General features: G+C 54.5%; 22 protein-coding genes. 12 read left to right on the top strand and 10 right to left on the bottom strand.

The annotated features are described in order from the left end of the window. Positions 1-312: 312 nt before the first annotated feature. Entirely contained in the window at positions 313-2,346 is a 2,034-nt protein-coding gene (gene dcp / locus LDK53_RS17835; RefSeq protein WP_225287724.1) for a peptidyl-dipeptidase Dcp, read from the bottom strand. Between the two features lie 129 nt (positions 2,347-2,475). Between dcp and ydfG the strand changes: the two genes are divergently transcribed. The 3 genes from ydfG (at position 2,476) to ydfZ (ending at position 4,442) form a co-directional block, all read left to right on the top strand. After that, positions 2,476-3,222 (top strand): bifunctional NADP-dependent 3-hydroxy acid dehydrogenase/3-hydroxypropionate dehydrogenase YdfG, encoded by a 747-nt coding sequence (ydfG, locus tag LDK53_RS17830; protein ID WP_225287723.1) that lies wholly within the window; start codon positions 2,476-2,478, stop codon positions 3,220-3,222. A gap of 91 nt (positions 3,223-3,313) precedes the next feature. Then, positions 3,314-4,000, top strand: a complete 687-nt coding sequence (locus LDK53_RS17825) for a GntR family transcriptional regulator (RefSeq protein WP_025757990.1) — start codon at positions 3,314-3,316, stop codon at positions 3,998-4,000. 238 nt (positions 4,001-4,238) lie between these two features. Next, complete coding sequence (gene ydfZ, locus LDK53_RS17820; protein WP_025757991.1) at positions 4,239-4,442, top strand: putative selenium delivery protein YdfZ; 204 nt, start codon at positions 4,239-4,241, stop codon at positions 4,440-4,442. 43 nt (positions 4,443-4,485) lie between these two features. On the opposite strand, the gene LDK53_RS17815 is transcribed toward ydfZ, so the two are convergent. The 5 genes from LDK53_RS17815 to LDK53_RS17795 all read right to left on the bottom strand — a co-directional run bounded on the left by LDK53_RS17815 (position 4,486) and on the right by LDK53_RS17795 (position 10,296). Next, positions 4,486-5,949, bottom strand: a complete 1,464-nt coding sequence (locus LDK53_RS17815) for a mannitol dehydrogenase family protein (RefSeq protein ID WP_225287722.1) — start codon at positions 5,947-5,949, stop codon at positions 4,486-4,488. Between the two features lie 219 nt (positions 5,950-6,168). Then, a complete protein-coding gene (locus LDK53_RS17810) occupies positions 6,169-7,536 on the bottom strand; it encodes an MFS transporter (RefSeq protein ID WP_225287721.1) in 1,368 nt (455 codons plus the stop codon). Positions 7,537-7,609: 73 nt separating this feature from the next. After that, complete coding sequence (locus LDK53_RS17805) at positions 7,610-8,629, bottom strand: Zn-dependent oxidoreductase (RefSeq protein ID WP_225287720.1); 1,020 nt, start codon at positions 8,627-8,629, stop codon at positions 7,610-7,612. A 14-nt stretch (positions 8,630-8,643) separates the two neighbouring features. Beyond that, entirely contained in the window at positions 8,644-9,858 is a 1,215-nt protein-coding gene (gene manD / locus LDK53_RS17800) for a D-mannonate dehydratase ManD (protein ID WP_225287719.1), read from the bottom strand. A gap of 111 nt (positions 9,859-9,969) precedes the next feature. Next, on the bottom strand, positions 9,970-10,296 hold the full coding sequence (locus LDK53_RS17795) for a YnfA family protein (protein ID WP_025757996.1): 327 nt from the start codon (positions 10,294-10,296) through the stop codon (positions 9,970-9,972). 152 nt (positions 10,297-10,448) lie between these two features. On the opposite strand from LDK53_RS17795, the gene LDK53_RS17790 reads away from it, so the two are divergent. Then, a complete protein-coding gene (locus LDK53_RS17790) occupies positions 10,449-10,787 on the top strand; it encodes a DUF1283 family protein (protein ID WP_225287718.1) in 339 nt (112 codons plus the stop codon). Then, a complete protein-coding gene (speG, locus tag LDK53_RS17785) occupies positions 10,787-11,347 on the top strand; it encodes a spermidine N1-acetyltransferase (RefSeq protein ID WP_023311549.1) in 561 nt (186 codons plus the stop codon). The genes LDK53_RS17790 and speG overlap by 1 nt, the downstream gene beginning before the upstream one ends. 17 nt (positions 11,348-11,364) lie before the next feature. On the opposite strand, the gene LDK53_RS17780 is transcribed toward speG, so the two are convergent. Continuing rightward, a complete protein-coding gene (locus tag LDK53_RS17780) occupies positions 11,365-12,075 on the bottom strand; it encodes a YnfC family lipoprotein (RefSeq protein ID WP_094917699.1) in 711 nt (236 codons plus the stop codon). Positions 12,076-12,179: 104 nt separating this feature from the next. Here LDK53_RS17780 and LDK53_RS17775 point away from each other — a divergent pair, with 104 nt between their 5' ends. The 3 genes from LDK53_RS17775 (at position 12,180) to dmsD (ending at position 15,740) form a co-directional block, all read left to right on the top strand. Then, positions 12,180-12,473: a DUF1161 domain-containing protein gene (locus LDK53_RS17775; RefSeq protein WP_025757998.1), complete on the top strand. Its 294-nt coding sequence runs from the start codon at positions 12,180-12,182 to the stop codon at positions 12,471-12,473. Positions 12,474-12,604: 131 nt separating this feature from the next. Next, positions 12,605-15,043 carry a selenate/tellurate reductase subunit YnfE gene (ynfE, locus tag LDK53_RS17770; protein ID WP_225287717.1) on the top strand — a complete coding sequence of 813 codons (2,439 nt, stop codon included), beginning with the start codon at positions 12,605-12,607 and terminating at the stop codon, positions 15,041-15,043. 82 nt (positions 15,044-15,125) lie between these two features. After that, positions 15,126-15,740: a Tat proofreading chaperone DmsD gene (gene dmsD / locus LDK53_RS17765; protein ID WP_155031108.1), complete on the top strand. Its 615-nt coding sequence runs from the start codon at positions 15,126-15,128 to the stop codon at positions 15,738-15,740. Between the two features lie 44 nt (positions 15,741-15,784). Here dmsD and LDK53_RS17760 read toward each other — a convergent pair whose 3' ends face one another. After that, a complete protein-coding gene (locus tag LDK53_RS17760) occupies positions 15,785-17,500 on the bottom strand; it encodes a SulP family inorganic anion transporter (protein ID WP_047958469.1) in 1,716 nt (571 codons plus the stop codon). A 554-nt stretch (positions 17,501-18,054) separates the two neighbouring features. Between LDK53_RS17760 and LDK53_RS17755 the strand changes: the two genes are divergently transcribed. Continuing rightward, the gene (locus LDK53_RS17755) at positions 18,055-19,098 is read left to right on the top strand and encodes a hypothetical protein (RefSeq protein WP_225287716.1); all 1,044 of its coding nucleotides are present in this window, start codon (positions 18,055-18,057) and stop codon (positions 19,096-19,098) included. 14 nt (positions 19,099-19,112) lie between these two features. Continuing rightward, the gene (locus LDK53_RS17750) at positions 19,113-20,396 is read left to right on the top strand and encodes a glycoside hydrolase family protein (RefSeq protein ID WP_225287715.1); all 1,284 of its coding nucleotides are present in this window, start codon (positions 19,113-19,115) and stop codon (positions 20,394-20,396) included. Positions 20,397-20,815: 419 nt separating this feature from the next. On the opposite strand, the gene LDK53_RS17745 is transcribed toward LDK53_RS17750, so the two are convergent. Further along, on the bottom strand, positions 20,816-21,433 hold the full coding sequence (locus LDK53_RS17745; protein WP_225287714.1) for a hypothetical protein: 618 nt from the start codon (positions 21,431-21,433) through the stop codon (positions 20,816-20,818). A gap of 295 nt (positions 21,434-21,728) precedes the next feature. Beyond that, positions 21,729-22,562, bottom strand: a complete 834-nt coding sequence (locus LDK53_RS17740; RefSeq protein ID WP_225287713.1) for a MipA/OmpV family protein — start codon at positions 22,560-22,562, stop codon at positions 21,729-21,731. A gap of 200 nt (positions 22,563-22,762) precedes the next feature. On the opposite strand from LDK53_RS17740, the gene LDK53_RS17735 reads away from it, so the two are divergent. Further along, positions 22,763-23,440 carry a response regulator transcription factor gene (locus LDK53_RS17735; RefSeq protein ID WP_047958466.1) on the top strand — a complete coding sequence of 226 codons (678 nt, stop codon included), beginning with the start codon at positions 22,763-22,765 and terminating at the stop codon, positions 23,438-23,440. Then, positions 23,440-24,828, top strand: a complete 1,389-nt coding sequence (locus tag LDK53_RS17730; RefSeq protein WP_225287712.1) for a sensor histidine kinase — start codon at positions 23,440-23,442, stop codon at positions 24,826-24,828. Before LDK53_RS17735 ends, LDK53_RS17730 begins: the two co-directional genes overlap by 1 nt. Positions 24,829-24,880: the final 52 nt, after the last annotated feature.

The raw sequence follows: 24,880 nt of genomic DNA, 5'->3' as shown, positions 1-24,880 counted from the left end.
TCTTACGTCATTTTTTATGCCATCTTCGGTTATCGGCATAAAACAAGAAAATTTTAGCGTTAAAACCTGACACTAAAGAATATTTGTTTTCCCTAATCCAGATCAAATGATTAATCATTAACTATTTTGCAAACTCTACACTGTTTATAAAACATGCCGTGCAGAATGGCTTTATCTCGCATAAATTTAATTTAAATAAAACGTTTGTTGGCGGGAAATAGGATATTACTTTGTTGGTGCCATTCCAGACTTCAGACCCGGTAGAAAAAAACCGGGCGTAAAGCCCGGCTCTGTTTTCAGGCAACCCGTGTTCTATGCACTCAACCCGCGATTCTCCAGCATCGGTTCGATCTGCGGATCGTGTCCGCGCCAGTTACGATACAGTTCCGCTAAATCCGTGCTGTTTCCGCGAGACAAAATCGCCTCGCGGAATTTTTGCCCGTTCTCACGCGTTAAGCCGCCCTGTTCGACAAACCACTGGTAGCCATCATCCGCGAGCATTTGCGTCCACAGGTAGGCGTAATACCCCGCCGCGTAGCCGCCGCCGAAAATATGGGCAAAATAGCTGCTGCGATAGCGCGGCGGTACAGCGGGCAGATCCAGCCCCTCTTTTTGCAACGCCGCCGTTTCAAATGCTTCCACGTCCGAAACGGCCTCACTGATGCCGTGCCAGTTCATGTCCAGCAGCGCGGCGCTCAGCAGTTCCGTCATATCATAGCCTTTGTTGAAATGCGTCGCGTTGAGCATGCTTTCCCGCAACGCGTCCGGCATCGGTTCGCCGGTTTCGTAGTGGCGCGCATAGTGCGTAAAGACCTGCGGATGGCTGGCCCAGTGCTCATTGATTTGCGACGGGAATTCAACAAAATCACGCGGAGTATTGGTGCCGGAGAGCGTGGCGAAACGCTGGCTGGCAAACAGGCCGTGCAGCGTATGGCCGAACTCGTGGAAGAGCGTTATTACATCATCCCAGGAGAGGAGCGCGACACCGCCGTTCGCCGGTTTTTGATAATTACAGACATTATAAATAACCGGACGGGCCGCAAACTCGAACGATTGTTCGACGAAATTGCCCATCCAGGCACCGCCCTGCTTGGAATCGCGTGCAAAGAAGTCGCCGTAAAACAGCGCCATGCCCTCACCGGTGTGGTCGAAAATTTCCCATACGCGAACGTCCGGGTGATAAACCGGGATATCGAAGCGCTCGACGAAGCGGATGCCAAACAGCTGGCTGGCCGCCCAGAACACGCCATCCTGCAGTACGGTATTGAGCGCAAAATAAGGCCTGATTTGCGACTCATCGAGGGCATATTTTGCCTGGCGCACGCGCTCCGCATAAAAGGCCCAGTCCCACGCCTGCACCGTAAAACCAGCCTGCTCGTCATCAATCACTTTCTGAATATCGGCCTGCTCGCGCTCCGCGCGGGCGCGGGCGGCAGGCACAATACCGCGCATAAAGGCCAGCGCGGCGTCAGGGGTTTTCGCCATCTGATCCGCGGTACTCCAGCTGGCGTAATCCTCAAAGCCCAGCAGGCGAGCCTGACGGGCACGCAGCGCCGTGAGACGAAGGATCAGCTCACGGGTGTCGTTTTCATCCCCTTTCTGGGTACGTGTCCAGCCAGCCCTGAAGAGATTTTCACGCGTCTGACGATTGCGCAGCGCTGCCAGCGCGGGCTGCTGGGTAGTGTTCAGAAGCGGGATCAGCCAGCGATCGTTAAGCCCTCTCTCTGCGGCTGCCTGTGCCGCGTCCGCGATCTCCGTTGCGCTGAGCCCGTCAAGCTGGTGCGCATAATCCACCACCAGCCCACCGGTCTTATCGGCAGCCAGCAGACGTTGATTAAACTGGCTGGTCAGAGAGGCTGCCTCGGTATTCAGCGCCTTCAGCTCGGCTTTTTCTGTCTCATTCAGACACGCCCCGGCCAGTATAAACCGCTGATACGTCTCCTCGACCAGCCGCCGGGATTCGGCGTCCAACGCGGCACGGTCCTGCCAGACGCTCTCGACGCGGGCGAAGAGCGTATCATTCAGCCAGATATCGTTCGCCAGCGCGGCAAGTTCGGTGGAGAACTGTTCTTCCAGTTCCTGCAGATACGCGTTGGTGTGCGCGGAGGTCATGGCGAAGAAAACGCTGCTGACGCGCGTGAGCATCACGCCACTTTTTTCCAGCGCCAGCACGGTGTTATTGAAATCTGGCGCAGCGTGCTGAGCGACAATGGCCTCAATGTCCGCCCGCTTCTGGCGAAGCGCTTCATCGAAAGCCGGTCGATAGTGGCTGTCGTTGATTTCATCAAAACGGGGCGCCTGGTAAGGCAACAGACTGATGTCAAAAAAAGGATTGGTGGCCGCCATCTTTCACTCCTGAGTACGGGTTTCTTCCCAGAGTAGCCCCTGCAACGCTGTCATACAAATGTTGCCTTAACGCTCCCTCTGCGACCATGCTATGTTAGTACAACACAAAAAGCGTTGAGGAACAGTGAGATGATTATTTTAGTTACCGGGGCAACGGCAGGTTTTGGTGAAAGCATCACGCGTCGCTTCGTCGCCAACGGACACAAGGTTATTGCGACCGGGCGCCGCCAGGAACGATTGAAGGAGCTGAAAGACGAATTAGGCGACAGCATCCTGACCGCGCAGCTCGATGTGCGTAACCGCGCTGCCATTGAAGAGATGATTGCCAACCTGCCCGCTGAATGGCGCGCCATCGACGTGCTGGTCAACAATGCAGGTCTGGCGCTGGGCATGGAACCCGCCCACAAAGCCAGCGTAGAAGACTGGGAAAACATGATCGACACCAACAACAAAGGGCTGGTGTACATGACCCGCGCGGTGTTGCCGGGGATGGTTGAGCGTAACCGCGGCCATATTATCAATATCGGCTCAACAGCCGGGAGCTGGCCTTACGCGGGCGGCAACGTTTATGGCGCGACGAAAGCGTTTGTACGCCAGTTCAGCCTTAACCTGCGCACCGATCTGCACGGCACCGCCATTCGTGTGACCGATATCGAGCCGGGTCTGGTGGGCGGCACCGAATTTTCCAATGTCCGTTTCAAAGGCGATGACGCGAAGGCAGATAAGACCTACGAAAATGCTAACGCGCTGACGCCGGAAGATGTCACCGAAACGGTCTGGTGGGTGGCGACGCTGCCAAAACACGTCAATATCAATACTGTCGAAATGATGCCCGTCAGCCAGAGTTTTGCCGGACTGAACGTCCATCGCGGCTAACCGTGCCCTTCCCGGCCTGCGGGCCGGGTCTGTTTCGGGTTATAAAAGAATGGTAGTATGTTCAGGCTAACTCTCTGAGAAATGACAACTCATGGCCGCTGAATCGCAACTTAATCCCACCCAGCCCGTCAACCAGCAAATCTATCGCATCTTGCGACGCGATATTGTTCATTGCCTGATCCCACCGGGAACACCGCTTTCCGAAAAAGAGGTCTCCGTGCGGTTTGACGTCTCCCGGCAGCCGGTGCGTGAAGCGTTTATTAAGCTTGCGGAAAACGGTCTGATTCAGATCCGTCCCCAGCGCGGCAGTTACGTGAATAAAATTTCACTTTCTCAGGTTCGCAACGGATGTTTCGTTCGTCAGGCCATTGAATGCGCGGTGGCGCGTCGTGCTGCAACACTTATCAACGACAACCAATGTTACCTGCTGGAGCAGAATCTGCATCAGCAGCGTATAGCGATTGACCGTAAACAGCTGAATGACTTCTTCCAGCTCGATGATGAATTCCACCAGAAACTGGCGCAGATTGCGGATTGCCAGCTCGCCTGGGACACTATCGAAAACATCAAAGCCACCATCGATCGCGTGCGGTATATGAGTCTCGATCACGTCTCGCCACCGGAAATGTTGCTCCGACAGCATCACGATATTTTCAGCGCGCTCGAAAAACGCGACCCGGACGCTGTGGAAAAAGCAATGACGCTGCATCTGCAGGAAATTAGCGAATCGGTGCAGCTTATCCGTCAGGAAAATAGCGAGTGGTTTAGCGAAGAGTAACATTCGCCACCCCTTACGGGTGCGGCGAGTCATGCGTTCTCCTGCCCGGTTTTATTCCATCCAATGACGTTCGCGCTATATTCCCCTCTCTGCGATCGCTGCTCCTGCGAAATAAAGAAAAAAGTGTGAGTTTGATCAAAAACAAAAAACTGACCTGCGGACAGGCGTATTTATATGCCCCGTGAACGGCGTACCTGAAATAACGCCGTAACAACCAGGTTAGAGAGGAGAAAATACCATGATGACATACGACCGTAACCGCAATGCAATCACTACTGGCAGCCGCGTCATGATTAGTGGCACAAACCAGTTCGGCGTGATTAAAGCGATCCACAGTGACGGCCTCAATGCCGAGCAGGTGCGTCGTAGTAAAACCGTGGAAGTGGAAGGATGCGAAGGTAAGTTCGAACCGATTGAGCTGATTCGTCTGGGGATGCACTAACCTGTGTCCCTGCATGCCGCCGCGAACGGCGGCATGTGCTGAACTACCGTTGCGACACGAACTGCGCCACGGTCGCTTTGGCGCCCTTCTGCAGTAACGTCTGATATGCCTTCATCACCGCATCCACAAAGTCAGCGTCCTGCGGTAACGCTTTACCGAAGATAGCCTCAATGCCGAGCAGCGCATGCACCCGGCTTTCCCCTTCTGCACTGCCCTTCACCGCCGCCTGAATGACCGCCAGCTGCGGATCGCTCACCTCAATGGCCTTGCCCTGCTCATCCACGCCGCCGACATAGCGCATCCAGCCTGCGACACCCAGCGCCAGCAGCGGGAAAGGCTTCCGGTGCGCCAGATGCCAGCGCACGGAATCAAGCATCCGCTGCGGGAGCTTCTGGCTACCGTCCATCGCGATTTGCCACGTGCGGTGACGCAGGGCCGGGTTGCTGTAGCGGGCGATCAGCAGATCGGCATAGCGACCTAAATCGACGCCTTTCACTTTCAGGGTTGGCGCCTGTTCGCCGATCATCAGCGCGTGCGCGGCGACGCGGTAGTTCTCGTCTTCCATACACTCGTTGATATGTTGATACCCGGCCAGATACCCCAGATACGCCAGGAACGAGTGGCTGCCGTTGAGCATGCGCAGCTTCATCTCTTCAAACGGAATGACGTCAGCGACCAGCTCGGCACCGGCTTTTTCCCACTCAGGACGACCGGCGACAAAGTTATCTTCTATTACCCACTGGCGGAACGGTTCGCAGGCCACCGCTGCAGGATCGCGAACGCCGGTCAGTTGCTCGATTTTATCCAGCGTATCGGGCGTGACCGCGGGCACGATGCGATCCACCATCGTTGACGGGAAGGTGACGTGGGTTTCGATCCAGTCCGCCAGCTCAGCGTCAACCGCCCGGGCGTAAGCGCAGGTGACGCTGCGCATCACATGGCCGTTCTCCGGCATGTTGTCGCACGACATCACGCTAAATGCCGGCAGACCCGCCGCTTTGCGGCGCGACAGCGCTTCCACCACCACACCCGGCGCGGATTTTGGCTGGTGCGGGTTTTGCAGGTCGGCGACGATAAACGGGTGATCGAGCATCAGTTGTCCGGTCGAGGGGGAATGGCAGTACCCTTTCTCGGTGATGGTCAGTGAGACAATCGCCACCTGCGGTTCGCACATTGCTGCCAGCACGCTCTCCAGCCCGTCAACCTGCGCATGCAGCGCCTTTTTGACTACGCCAACCACGCGGGAGGTCCATGCATCGGCGGACATTTCTGCCACCGTATAGAGGTTATCCTGCGCGTTGAGATCGGCGATCTGCTGCTCGCCGCCAATCAGGTTAACCTCGCAGTAGCCCCAGTCGCTGCCCTGTTCTGCCGCGAGTATGTCGGCATACACCGCCTGATGCGCCCGGTGAAAGGCGCCAAACCCTAAATGAACGATGCGTGCTTTGAGGCTGTCGCGATCGTACTGAGGCAGCGTCGCGTGGGCCTGCAATAACTTGTTTTCCATGATTAAGACTCGTTAATTAGAACGCTGTGGAGCGCTGCCGCATGTTGTTAAACGGCAGCGCCTGCTGACTACACCAACTAGAATGGCAGTTGGGGTAAACCATAACTGCCATCAACCATACTGATACTGCCGTTTGAGGTTTTGATTTATATTAACTTTTGCGCACGTGGTGTGACATAAAGACAAAGTTGTGTGATATCTCACGAAAGATATAAACCACTAACGCCGCGAGGAGAGCGCTCCGTAACCAACAGTCTCTTCTGGCACCGTCTCCGCCGCGTCTTGCACCGCGCTCAAATCACGGTCGCGCACCTCTGGCATCAGGATTGCCGAGACCAGCCCGATCGCGGAATAGGCCACCAGCATGGCAACAATCGGCCACCAGGAGCCGGTCATATTACAGAAGATCCCCGCCAGCACCGGACCAAAACCTACTGCCACCAGCCCCCCCGCCTCTTTTGAGATAGCCATGCGGGTAAAGCGATTTCGCGAGCCAAACATCTCCGCCATGGTGATATTTTCCAGCGCAAACAGCCCCAGTACGGCGAAATTGTGGATAACGATGATCGAGAGCATGATCGTCCCCGGCGCGTAGCTCTTGTCAACGATGATCGACAGCATCGGATACGCGAGAAGAATGGCGGAGATATTGAGGATTATGTACGGCAGCCGGCGGCCCACTTTATCGGAAAGCCAGCCCAGCAGCGGAATGGAGATAAACCCAAGAATGGAGCTGATCATCAGCGCATCGGTCGGGATGGCTTTATTGAACAGCAGTGTCTGAACCAGATAACCCGCCAGGAACGTCTGAATCAGGCCTGAATTCCCCGCCTGTCCAAAGCGCAGGCCGGTCGCCAGCCAGAAGGATTTGCTTTTCAACATCGAGCCCAGCGAGGTGTCCGGCATCGCGGTTTCGTCGTCGTTGACTTTCTCAAACACCGGGCTCTCTTTCAGGTTCATACGGAGCCAGATGGCAAAGATCATCACCACAACGCTTGCGAGGAACGGCACGCGCCAGCCCCAGGCGAGCAGCTGTTCGCGGTCAAGGGCGAAGAACATAATGGCCCAGATAGCCGTTGCGCTCAGCGTCCCGCAGTTGGTGCCCATCGCCACCAGCGAGGAGATAATGCCGCGTTTACCTTTCGGCGCGTACTCCGCAAGCATCGTCCCCGCTCCGGAGATCTCCGCCCCGGCACCCAGTCCCTGAATAATGCGTAGCGTCACCAGCAGAACGGGGGCGAAAATTCCTATCTGGGCATAGGTCGGCAGGACGCCAATCAGCGTGGTGCAGATCCCCATCATGGTAATGGTGATAAACAGCACCTTCTTACGGCCAATGCTGTCGCCCATTCGTCCGAAGATAAAGGCCCCAACGATGCGCGCAATATAGCCTGCGCCGTAGGTGCCCATCGCCAGGATCAGCGCCATCGCGGCGGATTGTTCCGGGAAGAAGATCTCATGGAAAACCAGGGCGGCTCCCAGCGAGTAAAGCTGGAAGTCCATAAATTCGAGCGCGGTGCCCAGCCAGCCGGAAACGGCGGCTTTCACCAGATCGGAGGTGGTTCTTTGAGGTTGTACTTGCGTCATAATGGCTATCTCTGAAAGGTAAGATGCGTACCACTTAGCGCCTGTCTGCGCAGGCGCTTAACCGCGTAAATGATTATTGCCCGAACGTGAGCAAGACTTTGCAACACTGCCGCTGGTCTTTTTCAAACAGTTCAATGGCGTCTGTAACGTGGTGATAGTCAAAGGTATGGGTGATCAGTTTTTCCGGGTCGATCAGCCCTTTTTCCAGCCAGTCGATGACGACCGGGAATTTGTTGGCATTCAGGCGCGAGGAGGAGATCGCCAGCTCTTTGCCGGTAATGCCCTGCTGCACAATCTGGCTCGGCTCGCTGGAGAAGCCCATCAGCACAATGCGCGCCGCCGGAGAGGCCAGGGTTATCGCTTCCTGCAGAATCGACGGATGACAGGCAGCATCAATGATTAACGTCGGCCTGATCCCTTTTTCGTCCAGCGCGACCTGCAACGACTGCTCGCCGTTATTGAAGACCCAGTCCGCGCCGCTGCGCTGCGCCATTGCAAGGCGTTCATCTATACGGTCAACCACGATAACCTGCTTCACCTTATAGACGCCCTTCAGCGCCTGTACGGTGACCAGCCCCATCGGGCCTGCGCCATAGATCAGCGCAACGTCCTGTTCAGTGGGGTTGGCCTGCCCCGTCACGTTGGCGGCAATGGTGAAGGGCTCAACCATGACGGCATGGTTATCCGGGATCGCATCCGGAATGGGCCAGGCATTTTTAGCGGGCACTGTCGCATATTCGCTAAAACCGCCGTCACGGTGTACGCCCAGTACCACCAGCGAGGTGCAGACGTTCGGTTTTCCGACGGAGCACGGATAGCAGTGCCCGCAGCTGATCACCGGGTCGACGGAGACGCGCTGGCCCAGGCGGGCGCTGTCGACACCCTCGCCCACGGCGTCGATCACGCCGAAAAACTCATGGCCGATCACGCGCGGATACTTCGCAAACGGGTTGTGCCCGCGGTAGATGTGGCTGTCTGAACCGCAGATGCCGGCCAGCCGGATGTTAACGCGGACTTCACCTGCGCCCGGCTCCGGGAGAGGACGCTCTTCAAGCACCAGTTCGTTCGGCTGTTGAATCACTACGCTTTTCATCGTTAGCTCCTCCATTACCAGTTCCACAGCGTACCGTCTTCGAGACGGGCCACCGGCAGATAGGCCGGATCGTAGGGGTATTTCGCGGCCAGTTTTTCATCAAATTCGATGCCCGATCCCGGCTTGTCGCCCGGATGCATATAGCCGTTATCGAAACGCCAGCTGTGCGGGAAGACTTCCAGCATCTGTTCGGAGTAGCCCATATACTCCTGTACGCCAAAGTTCGGCACCCACAGGTCGAAATGCAGCGCGGCGGCATGACACACAGGCGACAGATCCGATGGGCCATGTGAACCGGTACGGACCTGGTAGAGCGAGGCGAAGTCCGCGATGCGACGCATCCCGGTGATCCCGCCCGCATGGGTAAGGGTGGTACGGATATAGTCGATAAGCTGCTCTTCAATAAGCTGCTTGCAGTCCCAGATGCTGTTAAACACCTCGCCCACCGCAATCGGCGTGACGGTGTGCTGGCGGATAAGGCGGAAGCAGGCCTGGTTTTCCGCAGGCGTAGGGTCTTCCATCCAGAACATGCGGAATTCTTCAATGCTCTTGCCAAAACGGGCCGCTTCAATCGGCGTCAGGCGGTGATGCATGTCGTGCAGAAGATGTTCATTAAAGCCGAACTGGCTGCGCACCGCATCGAACAACTTCGGCGTGAAATCGAGGTATTTCTCGGTGGACCAGAGCTGCTCTTCCGGCCAGTCGCCTTTGGTCGCAGGCTCGTAGGCCAGCCCTTTCCCTTTGGCCATGCCGTAGGTCGTTTTCATGCCCGGCACGCCGCACTGCACGCGGATCGCCCTGAAGCCCATCTCTTTATGCCGGGCGTAATCTTCCAGCACGTCATCAATGGTGTGCCCGGTGGTGTGGCAGTAGACCATGACCCCTTCCCGGGACGCGCCGCCCAGCAGCTGGTACAGGGGCATGTTGGCGGCTTTGGCTTTGATGTCCCACAGCGCCATATCCACCGCGGAGATGGCCGACATGGTGACCGGGCCGCGCCGCCAGTAGGCGCCTTTATAGAAAAACTGCCAGATATCTTCAATGCGGTGCGCATCGCGGCCAATCAGCTGAGGGCACAGGTGATCTTTCAAATAAGAGGCCACGGAAAGTTCGCGTCCGTTCAGCGTGGCATCGCCCAGACCGACTATCCCCTCATCAGTGGTGATTTTAAGGGTGACAAAGTTACGTCCCGGACAGGTCACAAATACTTCAGCCCCGACAATCTTCATAATTCCTTTCCTTACATCGCGTGTTGTGATGTGGGAAATTTACGCAACTGAGCTACTACCATACAAGTATGATTATCAAAATATCCGCGAAGGATCACAAAACTGGGGCGCTCAGGCGCGCCCCCATCCTGCGACAATAATCAGCATGCCGCAAAGGGCGATCAGCGCCCCGGCCCAGTCGTATGCGCTGAGTTTGACGCCATCTACCACCCGTAACCACAGCAGCGCGGTGCAGACATAAACACCGCCGTACGCCGCATAGACGCGACCGCTGGCCGCCGGATGCAACGTTAATAACCAGACAAACAGCGCCAGCGCGACCCCGGCCGGGATCAGCAACAGTGCGCTTCCCCCCTTCTTCAGCCAGAGCCAGGGCAGGAAGCAGCCGATGATTTCGCACAGCGCGGTGGCAAAAAAAAGCAGCGTTGTTTTGAGCATGTTTCACTTCAGGTGAGGATCCATTTAGACATGATACCTGATGATGCCCTTTACTTTTCCATACTTGCCCCGCGGGTATGCCGTCATTTCGCTTTAGTGTAGAATCTGTACGGGGTAACTTGATTATCTGCACCCATTTAAAAGGAAACGCTATGACCACATTAAGCAAACGCCTTTGTCTGACAGCCCTGCTGGCGCTGTCATCGTTCGCCTTTGCCGCCTCTGCGACAGCGGAAACCAGCAAACTCATCGTTGAGTCTGGTGACAGCGCGCAAAGCCGCCAGAACGCCGCCATGGACAAAGAACAATGGAATGACACCCGCAGCCTTCGCCAGAAGGTCAACAAACGTGCCGAAAAAGAGTGGGACAAAGAAGATGTCGCCTTTGATGCGCGCGATAAGTGTCAGCAAAGTGCAAACGTCAACGCCTACTGGGAGCCTAATACCCTGCGCTGCCTGGATCGCCGCACAGGCCGTACGGTAGCCCCATAATGTCGGCGCCCTGTGACGTAAAACTTCGTCCGCTGGAGCGTGAAGACCTGCGCTTTGTCCACCAGCTCGACAACAATGCCAGCGTGATGCGCTACTGGTTTGAAGAGCCCTACGAGGCGTTTGTCGAGCTGTCCGATCTTTACGACAAGCACATTCACGATCAGAGTGAGCGTCGTTTTGTGGTGGAGTGCGAAGGCGAAAAAGCCGGTCTTGTGGAGCTGGTTGAGATCAACCACGTTCACCGCCGGGCGGAGTTCCAGATCATTATTTCCCCTGAGCATCAGGGTAAAGGCCTTGCCTCACGGGCGGCGAAGCTGGCAATGGATTACGGATTCAACGTTCTGAATCTCTACAAGCTTTACCTGATTGTGGACAAAGAGAACGAGAAAGCGATCCATATCTACCGCAAGCTGGGCTTTATGGTGGAAGGCGAGCTGATTCACGAGTTCTTTATCAACGGTGAATACCGTAACACCATCCGCATGTGCATTTTCCAGCATCAGCACCTGGCCGGGCACAAACCGTCAGGCGCCAGCCTGCTGAAACCGACCGCGCAGTAACCTGCGCGGTTTTATTCTCAGTAGTATTCAATCGTATTTTTGATGGTGTATTTGCGCTCAACGGCGGGCTTGACGCTATCGTCCGTGATGATCAGGTCGCAGCTTACCGGGTTGTTGTGTCGGTCGTAGTCGCAGCTCTGCTTCACGTTACCCAGCGGTTTGTCGTTCAGCATGCTGACTGCCGAGTAGTCCATTCTTTTGCGCAGATCCTTAGACGGTGTCGACTGGACGGACAGATGCTGATCCCCGGAAATGGTGGTTTTGCCCAGCGGGTAGCCATCGGCATCGTAGCGATACTTCACTTCCATCTCTTTGCCGTGGGCCGCCACCACAAACCCGTTGTCGTCGGTATCCCACGTCACTCCGGCTGACGGCAGTTCGGCCAGCTGGCATTTCCCCTGCAGCTTCACTTTTCGCTGCTGGGTTTCCGCATCAAGGTAGTAATTGGCATCCAGTACCAGCGCCACGCCGGTATTGGCCTCCAGGTCGTGCAGCTCCAGCGTATCAAAACACCCTTCTGCCGATACGGTGCCGGTGACCCGTTTGGACACTTCGCCCTTTTCGTTGAACAGAGTCTGGGTAAAGTCTTTAACCGGGCCGCGCAGGGGATCGAAATCAAACTCGTTGGAAAAACTCGCCATCTCCGGCGTAAACGACAGCGGCGCGGAGTTGTTATCGCATCCCACCAGTGCTGCTGCCAGTAGCGTTATCGCTGCGTATTTCTTCACATTCATTTCCGTACAGGGAGATTATTCCCAATCATATTAGCAAATACAGTTGTTTACACGAAGCCTGCTAAAATTAATCTCTACACAGAGAAAAGGAGCTACAGATGAAACGGTTACCCTGGATTACCGCCCTGCTGTTAATGAGTGCCTCAACGGCCGCACTGGCGGCACCGGATTCCTGCGAGCGTGTGAAAAGCGACATTCAGCAAAAAATCATCAACAACGGCGTGCCGGAGTCCGGTTTTACGCTGAACATTGTACCGAACGATCAGGCCGACCAGCCGGATGCACAGGTGGTGGGTCATTGCGCTAACGATACCTTTAAAATCCTTTATACCCGCACAGGCAGCGGATCGGCGGCAGGTAGTCAGGACTCCACGCCGACTGAACCGCAGTAATTTGCCTGCAATTCCCGTTGATTTGATGAGGATTAAGATCTAATCCCCCCAAATCAGTAACACTCACCCCATCATTAGCCCGGTTGTAATAACGGGAAAAATAATACGCAATTATAATGATGGGGTGAGCCATGTCCGATAGTGAACATCACGGCGGAATTAGCCGTCGAACACTCGTAAAATCTACAGCCATTGGTTCTCTGGCGCTTGCCGCCGGCGGTTTGTCGTTGCCCTTTGGCGTGAAACGTGCCGCCGCGGCCGTGCAAAACGCCATGAACGCTGCCGAAGATAAAGTGGTCTGGGGCGCCTGCTCGGTTAACTGCGGCAGCCGCTGTGCATTGCGTCTGCACGTCCGTGACGACGAAGTGTACTGGGTTGAAACGGATAATACCGGTGACGATATTTACGGTAACCATCAGGTGCGCGCCTGCCTGCGCGGACGTTCTATTCGCCGCCGCATTAATCATCCTGACCGTCTTAACTACCCGATGAAACGGGTGGGTAAGCGCGGTGAAGGCAAATTCGAGCGCATCACCTGGGACGAAGCCCTCAATACCCTCACTGCCAGCCTGAAAGACGTCGTGGCCAAATACGGCAACGAAGCGGTTTACATCAACTACTCTTCCGGCATTGTCGGCGGCAATATTACCCGTTCCTCCCCTTATGCTTCACTGGTGGCGCGCCTGATGAACTGCTACGGCGGTTTCCTGAGCCACTACGGCACCTACAGCACGGCACAAATCGCCTGTGCGATGCCCTACACCTACGGCAGCAACGACGGCAACAGCACGTCTGACATCGAAAACACCAAGCTGGTGGTGATGTTTGGCAATAACCCGGCGGAAACGCGCATGAGCGGTGGCGGGATTACGTACTATCTGGAGCAGGCTCGCGAGCGATCCAATGCGCGCATGATCGTCATCGACCCGCGCTACACCGACACCGCCGCTGGCCGCGAAGATGAATGGATCCCCATCCGTCCGGGTACCGATGCCGCGCTGGTAGCCGGTATTGCGTGGGTATTGATCGCCGAAAACCTGGTCGACCAGCCGTTCCTGGATAAATACTGCGTGGGCTATGATGAAAAAACGCTGCCGGAAGGCGCACCCGCTAACGGCCACTACAAAGCGTATATTCTCGGTCAGGGCGATGACAAGACCGCGAAAACCCCTGAGTGGGCTTCCCGCATTACGGGCATACCCGCCGATCGCATTGTTAAGCTTGCCCGTGAAATCGGCTCCGCCAAACCGGCTTACATCTGCCAGGGTTGGGGACCCCAGCGCCAGGCAAACGGTGAACTGACCGCCCGCGCGATCGCGATGCTGCCTATCCTCACCGGAAACGTGGGGATCAACGGCGGTAACAGCGGCGCGCGTGAGTCGACATACACCATCACTATCGAACGTATGCCGCTGCCGGACAACCCGGTCAAAACGCAAATTTCCTGCTTCAGCTGGACGGATGCCATCGCTCGTGGACCGGAAATGACCGCCCTGCGCGACGGCGTGCGCGGGAAAGATAAGCTGGACGTGCCGATTAAGTTCATCTGGAACTACGCGGGCAATACCCTCATCAACCAGCACTCCGATATCAATAAAACCCACGATATCCTGCAGGATGAAAGCAAGTGCGAAATGATTGTCGTCATCGACAACTTTATGACCTCATCGGCGAAATATGCCGATATCCTGCTGCCGGATCTCATGACCGTTGAGCAGGAAGACATCATTCCGAACGATTACGCCGGGAACATGGGCTACCTGATTTTCCTCCAGCCTGTGACCGCGCCGAAGTTTGAGCGCAAGCCCATCTACTGGATCATGAGTGAAGTGGCGAAACGCCTTGGACCGGATATTCATCAGAAATTCACCGAAGGACGGACGCAGGCGCAGTGGCTGCAGTATCTGTATGCCAAAATGCTCGAAAAAGACCCCACTCTGCCCTCCTATGACGAGCTAAAAAAAATGGGCATTTATAAGCGCAAAGATCCGAACGGGCACTTTGTGGCCTATAAAAAATTCCGCGAGAACCCGGAGGCCAATCCGCTGAAAACGCCGTCGGGCAAGATTGAAATTTACTCCAGCAAACTCGCGGAGATTGCCGCCACCTGGGAGCTGGAAAAAGATGAAACCATCAGCCCGCTGCCCGTCTACGCCTCGACCTTTGACGGCTGGGACGCGCCCGAACGCGAGCAGTTCCCGCTGCAGCTGTTTGGCTTCCACTTCAAAGCCCGTACCCACTCAAGTTATGGCAACGTCGACGTGCTGAAAGCGGCCTGTCGGCAGGAGGTATGGCTTAACCCGGTCGATGCCGAAAAACGCGGCATTAAGAACGGCGATACGGTGCGCGTCTTTAACGAACGCGGCGAGGTGCGAATTGAAGCGAAAGTCACACCGCGCATCATGCCCGGCGTGAGCGCCATGGGCCAGGGCGCCTGGCACGACGCCAGTATGAGCGGCGATCGTATTGACCACGGATCATGCATCAATACCCTGACCACGCACCGCCCGTCGCCGCTGGCAAAAGGCAACCCGCAGCACACCAATCTGGTGCAGATCGAAAAGGTTTAGCACGATCGTGGTTTCTTAAACAGTCAGTATTCATGGTTAACACAGCCGCGCGGGCGCAATCCGCGCGAGCAAGGAAGGTTTAATGAAAGACGTCACACCGCGTGAATCGTTCGCGTTCAGCGCCCGCGTACTGGGCGCGCTGTTTTATTTTTCACCCGACAGCGAGCAGGCCGCGCCGCTGGTGCAGGCCCTTACCGCGGGTGAATGGGTTCAGGACTGGCCGCTGCCACCGGAAACGCTGCAGCCCATTGCCGAAACCTTTGCCGCCCCAGCCGATGAGCCGCTGACAGACGCCTGGCAACGGCTGTTTATTGGCCCTTATGCCCTGCCCGCACCGCCGTGGGGCTCCGTCTGGCTGGACCGAGAATCGGTGCTGTTTGGCGACTCGACCCTCGCGCTGCGCCAGTGGATGCGAGAAAACGGCATTGCTTTTGAGATGCAGCAAAATGAACCGGAAGATCATTTCGGTACCCTGCTGCTGCTGGCAGCGTGGCTGGCCGAGAATGGCCGCGAAGCGGAGTGCGATCGGCTCCTGGCCTGGCATCTGCTGCCGTGGAGTACCCGTTTCCTCTCGGTGTTTGTCGACAACGCCGGGCATCCGTTTTATACCGCGCTGGGCAAGCTCGCGCAGCTGACGCTGGCGGACTGGCGTTCCGCGTTGCTTGTTCCGGTTGCGGAAAAGACGCTGTATCGCTAAGGGGTACGGCTTGCTCGCAACTGGCGGGCAAGCCTGGGTTTGGTTTATACCTCTCCACCCGATTCACTCGCACTCTCTTTGCTTTGAATGAACCGAAGTGCCAGATAGAGGTCTGGTGCCAGAATCATGTCATCATCATTCATTGTTGGCCGGCTGTCTTTAAACCAGCGCGTTAATTCTGTTTTCCTGCCCGCAAGAATTAACGTAACCTGCCGAGCTTTCAGGTCGCGCTTCAACTCATTTATGGTTGCCAGAACACTGATGTCTGAATAGGTGAAGCAAGCCACGGCATCAATAATCACCCATTTAGGCTGTAATGCTGCACCATCAACTAAGTTCAAAACCCGGCGTTTAAAATAAGCCACATTAAAATAGGTCAACGGTGAGTTAAACCGATACATCAGCACGCCCGGGACCATTTTAATATCGGTGGTATTACCTAATGAGTGAATCATGCCATCTTCGTCAGTGCCCAGTAAGTGCTCGGAGGGACGAAAGACGGTACGCAGGAACTGTAACAGGCCAAGCAACACCGCGAGGCCGATACCCTGGATAACGCCGATAATTAACACACAGCCAAACGTGAAGAAGGCCAGGCGAAAGGCCTGTTTATTTCGCCGTCTCAGGTTCCAAAGCCCACGTAAATCAATCAATGACCACGATGCATACATTAGAACAATCCCTAACGCCGAAACCGGAATAAACTGCAGTGGCTGAGTGAAAAATACCACGACGATACCGATGATTAAGGCGGCGACCACGGAAACCAGCTGGCTTTTCCCCCCAACGGAATCATTCACCGCGGTCCGGGAATCGGCCCCACTGATAGCAAACCCCTGAGATAATCCCGCCATCAGGTTCGCAATACCCAGCGCCCGGAACTCGGCATCCGCGTTAATTTCATAGCCATTTTTCGCGGCGAAACTGCGGGCGGTCAGCATCAGGCTGACAAAGCTGACCAACGCCAGGTTCAGCGCCGGGATCACCAAATCACGCATCGGACCAGGCTGGAACGTCTCCCAGTGAACAACGGGTAAACCAGGCTGGAAACCGTCTCCCCCAATGGTGGCAATACCGTACTGTTGTGCAGATGTCCCCCAGACCAGTAACGTTGTCAGAACAATGGCAATCAAAGGTGCGGGCCAGTGGCTGCGGTACGTTTTGATAGCCATTAAAATAGCGAGCGTTAAAAGTGATATTCCTGCGGTTAAAAAATGGCTGTCTGAAATGCGGCCTGGCAAGGCGATGATTTTCTCGATCACCTGCGCTTCATCAAGCTTGATCCCTAAAACCTTGCCGATTTGCCCGACAATAATCGTCACGGCTACGCCATTCAGCAAACCGGTAAGAATGGGATGAGAAAGCAGATCGGCAAGCGCGCCGAGGCGAAATTTACTGGCAAGCAGGCACCATCCGCCCATCATCAACGTCATGACGATCGTCAGTTGCCAGTGCAGTTCAGGATTTCCCGCCGAAAGAGGAAACACCACGGCCGCAATCACCGCACAGGTTGTGGCATCAGGGCCCACAATAAGCTGACGTGAAGAGCCAAACAGTGCATACGCTATCATCGGTAAAACGCAGGAGTACAGCCCGACTATGGCCCCAACACCCGCCAGCTCCGCATAAGCAATCGCAACCGGTAGCGCGACAGCCGCAACGGATAACCCGGCTTTAACATCATGTTTTAGCCAGCTTTTATCGTAGGCTAACAAATTTTGCAGGCCCGGCATGTAGCTTAAAAAATACTTTCCGAACACGTTATTCTCCGGAGATTAGTACTAATCACGTAATGTTGGCACACTTCTGGGAAAGGCTATGGTATTTAAATGCTGCGGTGCTGCAAGGCGGGGACGAATTGGTGGGGCCGACAGTCAGAAGGTCAGCTTTTCGCTGACAGAAGACCTTCAGTACCAATAAATTCGTTTAGTGCCAAGAGCGGACGTCTCGGAAATCTATTCAAGTAGGATAATTTAGTAAACAACTACAATACCAATATGTTTGTCCGTTTTGTAACTGAGAAACATCCTCCTGCCATAACTGGCTTAAACATGTCATAAAACTCTATCAACGAGAAAATAAATATCACCTTTTTTCATTAGATATAATCAACACTGGATTTCTATACTAAAAACGTTCATTCATCCGAATGATCAATATATTAATCACGCACTGATAGCATTTATTTCTACAGAAAAACAAGTCGAAAGAGTTCTTTTAAAAGGTATAGGATATATCGGCATTTCAATACTATTTATTTTTATTGATAATCCAATCGCAATATAAGGCAATGCAAATAAGGGGGAGAGTCATAATGCAACTGAATGAACTAAAAATCAACGAGAAGGATGCCGCAGGGATTGTGGTAGTTGATATTTATACTGTCAATGTGCCTCTTTATGCCGTGTATCGTACCGCAGTGCGCGTTATGGTGCAGTTTGCCGACGATCAAGCTACCGCTGTGTTGCAGCGCAAACAGTTGGCTGCTCTGGCTGCGTTGCGTGGGCAAATTAATGGCCTCATTGATGGCTGGTACAACAGTAACAGTACGGAGCTTAAAAACAGGGCTGAGCATCTGGATCGGCGTGTTGCTGATGCGCTGATCACCGCGCTTGAAGGCGATATCCCCAATGCTTCAGAAATACTCACCGAAATTCGTAATGAAGTGATTGCTGACCGTAAATCACGAGCACGTTTTCTTTATCTTATTTCGGCATCAATCGCCTCGCTGGCTGTGGCTTTTATTCTCTTCATCATTTGTCTATTTCGCCATCAACCAACGATAGAGTACGGTATTGTCGGGGGCATATTGGGAGCCTTCTTTTCTATCAGTATAGGTATTCGCTCCCGCACTATTCGCACAGATCTCCACTGGCGTGATAATACCAGCGACGCTGTTCTTCGTATCGCCGTTGGGATGATCGCTGGTTTAGTCATCGTCTGCTTTTACCGTCTTGGGCTAGTTAACATCCTGCAATTTCCTAAACCAATATCGCAAATCCCATGGATGCCTAATTTCATATTAGGTTTCCTCGGAGGTTTCACGGAGCGAATGATTCCGGACCTGCTAGCCAGAATCGGCTCAGAGAGCAGTAACGACAGTAAGGGACTTGATGCTGCGGTTATAGCAAGCAAAGGGCCGTCGAATGCTGCGGCTGCGTCGACTGCTTCTGCCGCCATCACTGCAGTGGCAGTAACAGCGAATGCCGAACTTAATGCCGAAGACACTATTGATTCTTGCCTGTGTGATGCTCATCCAGTGGAAGGAGAGGAAGTTACGCGGGATGAAGATTTGCCAGCCGCGACAGGAGGCGTCACTAGTGAAAATATCACGCCAGCACCGCTGGCCTCACAATAAGGGGAGCTAAAATCATGGCCTATTCTCTCACATGGCTTCCAGATGTCCTGGAAGCAGCAGGTCTGAAGGTTGCTGAATGCACAGGCTGGCGGACGCGTGGCCGCGGAGACGTCGGTACGATCCGCGGTGTCATTTGTCATCATACTGCGGGAGCGCCACAAGGCGTAATGCCTAGTCTCAATACCCTGATTAACGGGCGAGCTGCATCGGCAAATGCTAAAGCGCTAGCAGGCCCACTAGCGCAACTTGGGTTAGCGCGAGACGGTACGCTCTTTATTGTGGCCGCAGGTCGTGCCAACCATGCAGGCGTGGGCAGTTGGCAAAGCATTGATACGGGTAATACAAATTTTATTGGCATCGAGGCTGAAAATACAGGCATCGGTGAACCCTGGCCTGATGTACAACTTGATGCGTATTACCGTGCTGTTGCGGCAATCCTCAAATATATCGGAGCACCAGAAACTATGGTATGTGGCCATAAAGAGTATGCGCTGCCTAAAGGGCGTAAGAACGACCCGACGCTGGATATGGCCGTTTTTCGTAATCAAGTCGGTCAAATCATGCGTGGCACTGCACAGGTGCGCCCCGCGATTCCTGCCATGGATGCCAGTGGAAGAGCCACACTTCGCCGTGGCACTAAAGGTGAACTGGTTAAACAGATTCAGTTCACCATTGGAATTTATGATGATGGTATTTTCGGCTCAAATACTGAGGCGGCGGTGCGTGTTTTTCAGCGTAATCACGCACTGGTACCGGACGGTATTGTCGGCCCGAAAACCTGGTATGAACTCACTAGATTGGAGACATTGTCAACGGGACAACAAGCAACAACTGCGCCTTCCGACATGGGAAAATATACGCCTAATCAGGCATGTATTGACCTTATCAAGCATTTTGAAAGCTGTGAATTAGAAGCTTATCCTGACCCTGGCAGCGGTGGAGAACCCTGGACAATCGGCTGGGGGAGCACGGGACCCGATATTAATAAGGGAACTCAATGGACACAGGCTGAGTGTGATGCTCGCTTTGAGAGTGATCTCATGAACTACGGGAGTAAAGTGGCAGCGCTACTGGGCAACGCGCCGACCTCTGGGAACCAATTCGGCGCGTTGACAAGCTTTGCTTACAACGCAGGTTTACATGCTCTTGCAGAATCAACATTGTTGCGCAAGCACAAGGCAGGCAATTTTGAGGGGGCTGCTGAGGAGTTTGGCCGTTGGATCTATGGCTCCGGAAAACTATTGCCTGGCCTGGTCCGTCGCAGGACTGCGGAAGCGCAATTGTATCGCACCTCTTGAAACCCTAAAAAACTTGTCGGAATGTCTCAGGGCATGAATCGGACGTTTCGACTAGTGAATTTCAAGTAAATAAAACGCTGTTATGGAGCGTGATTTACTATATAGATGCCTGAAATTTTATCGCGCACTAAAACACAGCAATCTTCAACTAAATCTCATGCCTGAATGGGTCAGGGCTGACGAGTGCAAGTGCGGTGTTTGCACAAATGCCAATCATGCCAACTAGCCTCACATCATCGGCTTTTTTTAAATCATGTTGACCATTAAGTGCTGGCACTGAAGTTCTGCATACAGTCGCCCTCTTCAGGTTGCAGTTAACCCGCCGTCCTCAGTCCGACAACAGCCCGAATCCCTCCCCCAACCATCCACGCTATACATATAAAATCATGGCAGATACGCGGTTCCTGATGTTAATTCACTCATTTATCTCCCTCAATATGCGCAATAGTCATTACATTCTGCTGAGATTGCTTCAGGATCGGGCTAACGCGCAGGCTGATTTCAGCACTGTCGCTGGCATGTAATTTATACTGATTTATCCCGTAAGGCGGCGTTAGCCCTTGTAGCCAACTGTCGTGTACAAACATAATGGGGTCATCTTTATTTTGCTGCATGATGTGAGCAATACCTTGCAGTACCTCTTCTGCCAGCGTCGTCGCTACAATAGTGGTTGGGTTCGCGGTGAGCCGGGCTATTACGTCAGCGGCAATTGCACTGGTGTTGATGGCCGCTTCTAACTGCTTTCCTGCGTTCTGAATGTCCGCGTCAGAATCCAACAACATGATACTGAGGGTGAGAAATTCGCCTGGATTTGCAGGGCCATAAAGTAGTATGGCGTTATCAGGGGTGATTATCTGTTGATAAACTTTGGCTCCAGGAAAAGCGAAATGGCTGACATTCATGCGAATTGCGTTGTCCTTTTTATCCGTAGCAATCACCACAATGTAGGGTTCAAGATGGTTGCCAAAATCAAACGGCTTACGTATCCGCAATGTTGTCATAAATACGGCAATATTATCTTCCAGGGGGTTGAACATAGTGTTACCTCAGCAAGCTGATAAGTGCGAAGGGACAATACTGTTGAGTATTTTCTTTTTTTATCAGCGTTCGATAGCACAAAAGCGTGAAGCACAAAAAATGCCTCGTACTTAATTGGTACAAGATTCGGGATAATACCAGACAACATCCACATCGCCTGATATGGAATGATGCTAGTCTCCATCCATATGGTCCATACAGCATCCCTGACAAAACCCGCCCCGCCATCTTAAGCGGAGCGGCTGATATATGTCGTTAGTGCACGCTTAAAACCCAGGACAGCGCAACCCACACTCAAAAACTGTACGTCACCTTAAGACTCCCCGTAGGCGACGTCTTACGATGCACAATCGGGCTATCGGCAGCATCTCCCGTCAGGTGCGTCACGCCCGCAGCGGCAAGCACGCTCCAGCGCGAGGTGAGCCTGTGGGTCCAGTCAAGATTCAGCGAGTACGCATAAATCCCGGCGCCAGCGTCATGGCGGGCAAACCCGGATGCCGCCGACTGGGCGGCACTGACGCCGTAGTAGGTCTGCATATATTTGTCAGATCCCCAACTGCCGGTCAGCGCCAGCGTGACTGCGTTATTCGGTGAAGTATAGAGCGGGCTGGAAATACCAAAATGCACCGCCTCACCGTTGTCTCTCTCAGAAACCGGGATCTCACCCTGCACCTGCAGATTAAGCCAGTCGGTGACCTTGTAACCCAGACCGGGCACGACGACAGCCGAGCCTTTTATCTCGCCCATGCCACGTAGCTCGTCGCTGCCGGAGCTGATCGAATCGCTGCTCACGTCTTTATCTTTACGGCCTGTGCGGTAGCTGAGCGCTGCGCTGTAATCCAGGTTACCCAGGTTGTTGCCGTAACCGATACCCCGCGTGGTGCCGATAAAAAAGCCGTTGGCCATGGAATAATCCACCACCTGAGCCGCACTGACGCGGGTTTTATCCGAACCCGAGTAGCGTGGCGCGACGTCCACCCCGCCCCCCAGAGTTAAGACGTTACCCTGGCTCTGCTCTGCCGCCAGTAGCGGTGTGGCCAGTAACGCCAGCACGACGCCCGGCACGATGTTTTTCAGGCTGCGGCCCGGTAAATGGGGGAACGGATGACGCAGTTCGATGTTTCTCATTAAGGACGTCCTTATGGATGCAAATGATGACGATGAAGCGGTTAAACGCCAGAACGCCCATTTTGAAGCGTGACCCTAAGGTTCTTATGAGCCGAAAATGAAGAAACGCTGAAGCGCGCAGGTGCTGTAAACAGGACAAATTTACTGATACCGTTTTTTTCTTAAGATGTTCTTCATTCACTGCCGATACAGTTACCACTGTGAAAATTCTACTTATTGAAGACGACCTGGATCTCGGCAATGGCGTACGTATCGCCCTCTCCGATCAAGGCTTTGACGTTATATGGGTTCGCCGGAAAGAGGATGCGCTGCATCAGCTTGACGTCTGCGTGCCTGAGCTTGTTTTACTCGACTTAGGGCTGCCCGATGGCGATGGCATGAGCCTGATGACGCGTTTGCGCCAGCAGCTTAAGGGCATCCCCGTTATCATCCTGACGGCGCGAGGAACGCTACAGGATCGCCTGTACGGGCTGGATGCGGGTGCAGACGACTATCTCGTCAAGCCCTTTGTTCTCGCCGAGCTGCTGGCAAGAGTGAGAGCCCTTGCGCGACGCAGTTACGGTTTTGAAAATGAGGCAATAGAAATTCGCGGGCTGTCGCTTCATGTGCCGACGCGTCGCGTGACGGTGAGCGCGCGCCACGTTGACCTGACGGCCAGTGAATACGCCCTGCTTGAAACGCTGATGCTGCGCGCTGACCGCGTGCTAACGCGCCGGTTCCTGGAAGAAAGGATCTTCGGCAATAAAGAAAACCTCAGTAATGCGCTCGACGTGCATATGGGTAATTTGCGGCGAAAAATTGGCGACGGTTACGTGCGAACGGTGCGGGGCGTCGGGTATGTCATTGATACCGTCTCTGTCCAGAGGGTGACCGGTTAATGCGAAACTTTTGGTCCCACCTGCGCCACGCCACGCTGGTGCGGCGAATTATCATCGCCCAGATGCTGTTGCTTACGCTGCTGTGGTGTCTTTTTTTAACCTTCATTCTGTGGGAGGACCTGCGCAGTCCTCCCATCCTCACGGGCAGTAAAACCTACGAAACCCTTTTTACCCTGGTTGAGCGGATGGACGAACGCCCGCAGGATCGCACCGCGGTGCTCGAAGCCTTTAGTCAGGCGCTGCGCGAAGGCTATGGCGGCGGTGAAGATCCCGTGCTGTCGATTAACCTTATCGTGCGCAAGAACAATGCAGTTATTTTTGCCTCCGACGGCGCGCCTGCGGGGATAACAAACACCCGGTTCGGAGAACTGGAGCGCGTGCAGAGTGACGATCGTACCTGGACCAGCCGCACCCTTAAATCCCCTCATTCCGACGTGGAGGTCACCCTCTTCACGCCAGCCAGCGGCTGGAACTTCTTTATCTACCTGAACTCGCGGGGTTACTACATCCTGCCGCTGCTGGTCTGCTTCCCTTTTCTGCTGTTTCCCGCGTGGCTGTCGATCCGCATTGCGATGCGCCCCTGGAACAGGGTGGTCAATGAAATTACGTTACGCACGCCTGACGATCTCTCGCCCCTAAAAGCCGTTCCCAGGCACAGGGAGCTTCGCCAGATGGTGGATGCGATCAATGATTTCCTTGCCAGGGTGCGTGAAAGCGCTGAGCGGGAACGGGTTTTCATTGCCGATGCGGCGCACGAGCTGCGTACTCCCCTCGCAGCGATGCGCATCAACGTGGAGGCGCTGCAGTCCTGGGTCATCAGCGAGAGCCAACAGGAGCTGCTTGCGGGGGTAATTCGCAGCAACAGCCGTGCTGCGCGTCTCGTCAATCAGCTGCTGCTGATGATGCACAGCGAAGCGCGCATTGACACCGAGATGGAGCCAGTACCGCTGACAACACTCATTCAGGAACGCATGGCCGAGCTGGAGCCGTTAGCCTCTGCGCGCAGGATTGAGCTGGAGTTCTTCTCGCAGGATGACATCTGGATCGCGGGCGTCAGGGAACGTCTGGTGTCGCTGATTGATAACCTGATTGAGAATGCGGTGAAGTACAGTCCTGAAGGGGGGCGGATTCAGGTCGACGTACGCGCACTCGATGGCTGCACGCAGCTGCGTGTCTCGGATGCGGGGCCCGGTATTCCGCCTGAACTGCGGGAACGCGTGTTCGACCGTTTTTTCCGCGACCCGAATCAGATGCAAAGCGGAAGCGGTCTGGGGCTTGCCATCGTCAAAGCGGTGGCGCAGCAGCACAACAGCCGCGTTAACCTGAGTCCATCCGCTGAAGGCGGCCTGATGGTGACGGTTGACTTCCCCAACCGCACGTTTAGCTAAACCAGAACAGGGTGTTTGATCGCAAATGCCGCAGATTGCTTCAAAAAAAAAA

It is taken from the genome of Enterobacter sp. K16B (assembly GCF_020216105.1).
Lineage (GTDB): Bacteria > Pseudomonadota > Gammaproteobacteria > Enterobacterales > Enterobacteriaceae > Enterobacter > Enterobacter sichuanensis.
The sequence above is the reverse complement of the archived record's forward strand: the minus strand, read 5'-3'. Positions and strand labels throughout refer to the sequence as shown.

Coding starts and splice junctions, on each gene's coding strand:
- dcp (WP_225287724.1), bottom strand. CDS start 2,346: ATGGCGGCCACCAATCCTTTTTTTGACATCAGTCTGTTGCCTTACCAG.
- ydfG (WP_225287723.1), top strand. CDS start 2,476: ATGATTATTTTAGTTACCGGGGCAACGGCAGGTTTTGGTGAAAGCATC.
- LDK53_RS17825 (WP_025757990.1), top strand. CDS start 3,314: ATGGCCGCTGAATCGCAACTTAATCCCACCCAGCCCGTCAACCAGCAA.
- ydfZ (WP_025757991.1), top strand. CDS start 4,239: ATGATGACATACGACCGTAACCGCAATGCAATCACTACTGGCAGCCGC.
- LDK53_RS17815 (WP_225287722.1), bottom strand. CDS start 5,949: ATGGAAAACAAGTTATTGCAGGCCCACGCGACGCTGCCTCAGTACGAT.
- LDK53_RS17810 (WP_225287721.1), bottom strand. CDS start 7,536: ATGACGCAAGTACAACCTCAAAGAACCACCTCCGATCTGGTGAAAGCC.
- LDK53_RS17805 (WP_225287720.1), bottom strand. CDS start 8,629: ATGAAAAGCGTAGTGATTCAACAGCCGAACGAACTGGTGCTTGAAGAG.
- manD (WP_225287719.1), bottom strand. CDS start 9,858: ATGAAGATTGTCGGGGCTGAAGTATTTGTGACCTGTCCGGGACGTAAC.
- LDK53_RS17795 (WP_025757996.1), bottom strand. CDS start 10,296: ATGCTCAAAACAACGCTGCTTTTTTTTGCCACCGCGCTGTGCGAAATC.
- LDK53_RS17790 (WP_225287718.1), top strand. CDS start 10,449: ATGACCACATTAAGCAAACGCCTTTGTCTGACAGCCCTGCTGGCGCTG.
- speG (WP_023311549.1), top strand. CDS start 10,787: ATGTCGGCGCCCTGTGACGTAAAACTTCGTCCGCTGGAGCGTGAAGAC.
- LDK53_RS17775 (WP_025757998.1), top strand. CDS start 12,180: ATGAAACGGTTACCCTGGATTACCGCCCTGCTGTTAATGAGTGCCTCA.
- ynfE (WP_225287717.1), top strand. CDS start 12,605: ATGTCCGATAGTGAACATCACGGCGGAATTAGCCGTCGAACACTCGTA.
- dmsD (WP_155031108.1), top strand. CDS start 15,126: ATGAAAGACGTCACACCGCGTGAATCGTTCGCGTTCAGCGCCCGCGTA.
- LDK53_RS17755 (WP_225287716.1), top strand. CDS start 18,055: ATGCAACTGAATGAACTAAAAATCAACGAGAAGGATGCCGCAGGGATT.
- LDK53_RS17750 (WP_225287715.1), top strand. CDS start 19,113: ATGGCCTATTCTCTCACATGGCTTCCAGATGTCCTGGAAGCAGCAGGT.
- LDK53_RS17745 (WP_225287714.1), bottom strand. CDS start 21,433: ATGTTCAACCCCCTGGAAGATAATATTGCCGTATTTATGACAACATTG.
- LDK53_RS17740 (WP_225287713.1), bottom strand. CDS start 22,562: ATGAGAAACATCGAACTGCGTCATCCGTTCCCCCATTTACCGGGCCGC.
- LDK53_RS17730 (WP_225287712.1), top strand. CDS start 23,440: ATGCGAAACTTTTGGTCCCACCTGCGCCACGCCACGCTGGTGCGGCGA.